The sequence below is a fragment of the Ruminococcus sp. CAG:330 genome (assembly GCF_000437175.1).
Lineage (GTDB): Bacteria > Bacillota > Clostridia > Oscillospirales > Ruminococcaceae > Ruminococcus_C.
Genome location: NZ_FR898001.1, coordinates 1,010 through 3,721, shown reverse-complemented (window position 1 = coordinate 3,721; position 2,712 = coordinate 1,010). Strand labels below are relative to the sequence as shown.

2 protein-coding genes are annotated in these 2,712 nt (G+C 45.3%); one reads left to right on the top strand and one right to left on the bottom strand.

All coding sequences use genetic code 11. The features are described from left to right. Positions 1-572 (top strand): TIM-barrel domain-containing protein (locus QZL66_RS01415; RefSeq protein WP_293601757.1); only part of this gene is annotated, 572 nt, incomplete at its 5' end. A 276-nt stretch (positions 573-848) separates the two neighbouring features. On the opposite strand, the gene QZL66_RS01410 is transcribed toward QZL66_RS01415, so the two are convergent. Then, positions 849-2,712, bottom strand: a 1,864-nt coding sequence (locus QZL66_RS01410) for a dockerin type I repeat-containing protein (RefSeq protein WP_293601756.1), incomplete at its 5' end; no start/stop codon positions are given.

The window sequence follows — 2,712 nt, the reverse complement described above, 5'->3', positions numbered from 1 at the left end:
CCCCGCTCTTCCGCAATCACGCAGCAGACGGCACACGAGAGCAGGAACTGTATCAGTTCGAAAATGTGCAGGCAACTGGGGAGATGATCCGGATTCGGTACAGCCTTATCCCCTATCTCTACAGCGAATTCCTGAAGGCCGCACTGCACGATGAGATGATGTTCAAGCCACTCGTCTTTGATTTCCCGGAGGATGACATGGCAAAGCAGGTGGAAGATCAGCTGCTTCTGGGGAACGAACTGATGATCGCACCGATCTACAAACAGAATGCACAGGGTCGTTATGTATACCTGCCGGAAGAAATGATGCTGGTGAGAATGCGCTCCTGTGAGGACTATGAGACAGAAGTTCTCCCCAAGGGACACCACTACGTTGCAGCTGCACTGGACGAACTTGTTTTCTTCATTCGGAATCAGAAGGCAATTCCGTTTGCCAAGGCTGCCGAAAACACTGCCGAACTGGATATGCATGCATTGACCATGCTGGGCTATCCGGATTGCTCGTATGAATTGTACGTAGATGATGGTATTTCTTCCGACATGGAAAAGAGTCTGAAAGTATCGATGCTCTAATCGTCTGTTCAATATCTAGTTAATTTGCCCATTAGGAATGCCCCCGCACTTTAATAAAGTGCGGGGGCATTTTTCGTTTTTTGTGCGATCAAAGATCAAAAACCCACTTTTCGCATGCTTTTGTCATATTCTGATACATGGGATCGTTGCAGATACCATAGAGGATATCCTGCAGCAGTCGTTCTGTACATTTGGAGACGTTTTGTGCTGTTTGCAAATCATTTTCGCCATGATAGACCATGATAGATTGTCAAGTCAAGTGCAGCATAATCAGAGCTATTCATTTGCAATCAGCATGCTTCGAAGCATCGACAAGTCGATACTGTTCAGAATGCCATTACCATCCAAATCGCCAAGTCGTCCATTATTGATAGATCCGGATTGAATAAGCCATTTTTGAAGCATCACCAAATCTGCAGCTGTCAATTCTCCATCTGCGTTTACGTCGCCTGCAATCCCTACTGTGATGACTGCTTTATCCGAGGTGATGGACCCCAATTCATTGAGTGCATCACAATAAACCGTTTCTCCGTCCCAAAACTCAGAAATATTGTACAGCGTCAATGTGCGACCGTTGCTTTTATATTCCAACAGTTCTTCATTATCTATCTGATCCCATTCATAATTGGTAAAATACCAGCGAAATTCATCTGCATACAAGGTCTCAAAAGTGAAAGTCGTAGTGCCACCGGGAGCAACGATCACGTTTTTAAGCTGAGATACTGCTACCGGCGGTTTGACAATGATGTTAAAATATGCCGTGTGAGAGGTGACACCGCCGTCCTTGCCTTTGATCCATACATGTACCGCCTTATTCATAAACCAAGAGCTGACACCATAAATCTGAAATGTACTTTCTTCAAAGCTGTTGACACCAGAACAGTGTGCCAATACAGTTTCTCTGGAATAGGGCTGCTGCGTTTCATCTTCTACATCAAATATTTCCCATTCATAACGCACGGCACCAATTGCTTCTACAGAGAACTTTGCATCATTGCCCGAAATCAAAGTTACATTCTGAGGTTGCTTCGTGATTATAGGAACTGATTTTTCAATCGTCAGGCTGTTTTCGCCAAATATGAATGCTTCTGTGCTGAGATCGATCACCACACCATTATCCATAGCTTTCATGCCATTGCCGTTCTTGTCCGGAAAAATGTCTTTCAACGAGAATTTTACGTTGGATCGTATTCCGGTTGTCCCTGAAAATGTCCCGTTGTAGACTGCGACATTCATGTTTTCCATATCGGAAATCACCATTGCTGCCTGTTGGGCTTCTCTGGGATTCCTGCTTTTGAAAGAACCGTTCCAAATGGTGACCTGTCCAGCCGATTTCAGGAACAAACCCTGTTTTGCTCCGTAAAAGTTGCCGTTGTGTATCGTCAGATTGCCAGAACTTTCCATCATCACAGCGCAATTCTGAGATTTGGAAGAAGAGGAAGTTATTTCATAGCGGTCAAATTCTCCGCCATTGATTACTGCATTTGCACTACCTCCAATGTACAGACCGGTATCCCAACTGCCGATATATCCATGATTTACAGTCAGCTGAGCATCATTCCGTACAGCCACGCTGCATGCCGTGCCTTCATATTTACCGCCGTTGATAACCGCGGTGCCGCCATCGATCAAAATTGCTGCTCCGCGAGTTTCTTTGTCGGGAGAGAACGTATCGATCATATTGCGGTAATGCCCGCCATCGATCTGCAGATTACCTTCGGAAATGATCATGGGCTGTCCATAAGCCATGCCCTGATAAGGCGTAGCACCACTTATATTTGTCAGATGCAGAGCACCATTTTTTCCAACGCGGAACAAACAGGACGTATATGCTGCACTTCGGAATTGCATATTCCAATCATTTGCCGGAACGCCCGTCAGTTGTGTACTGAAGATCCGCAACTTGCCCTGCCGGATGTCGAACAAGGCATTATCGTATCTGCCGGTATCCCGAATCACACTGCAGTGATTCAGGTCGATCGTGATGTCGGCATCTGGATCATCCAGAACCAGCATATCATCACTTTTCATGTCTTCCTGATAAAGCCATGTGTTTTCGGAACTATTTTTTTTTAAGGTGATCCATTGCTTTCCACCTTTCGCAAGTGCTGCTTGTAATTCTTTGTAACTGGAAACAATG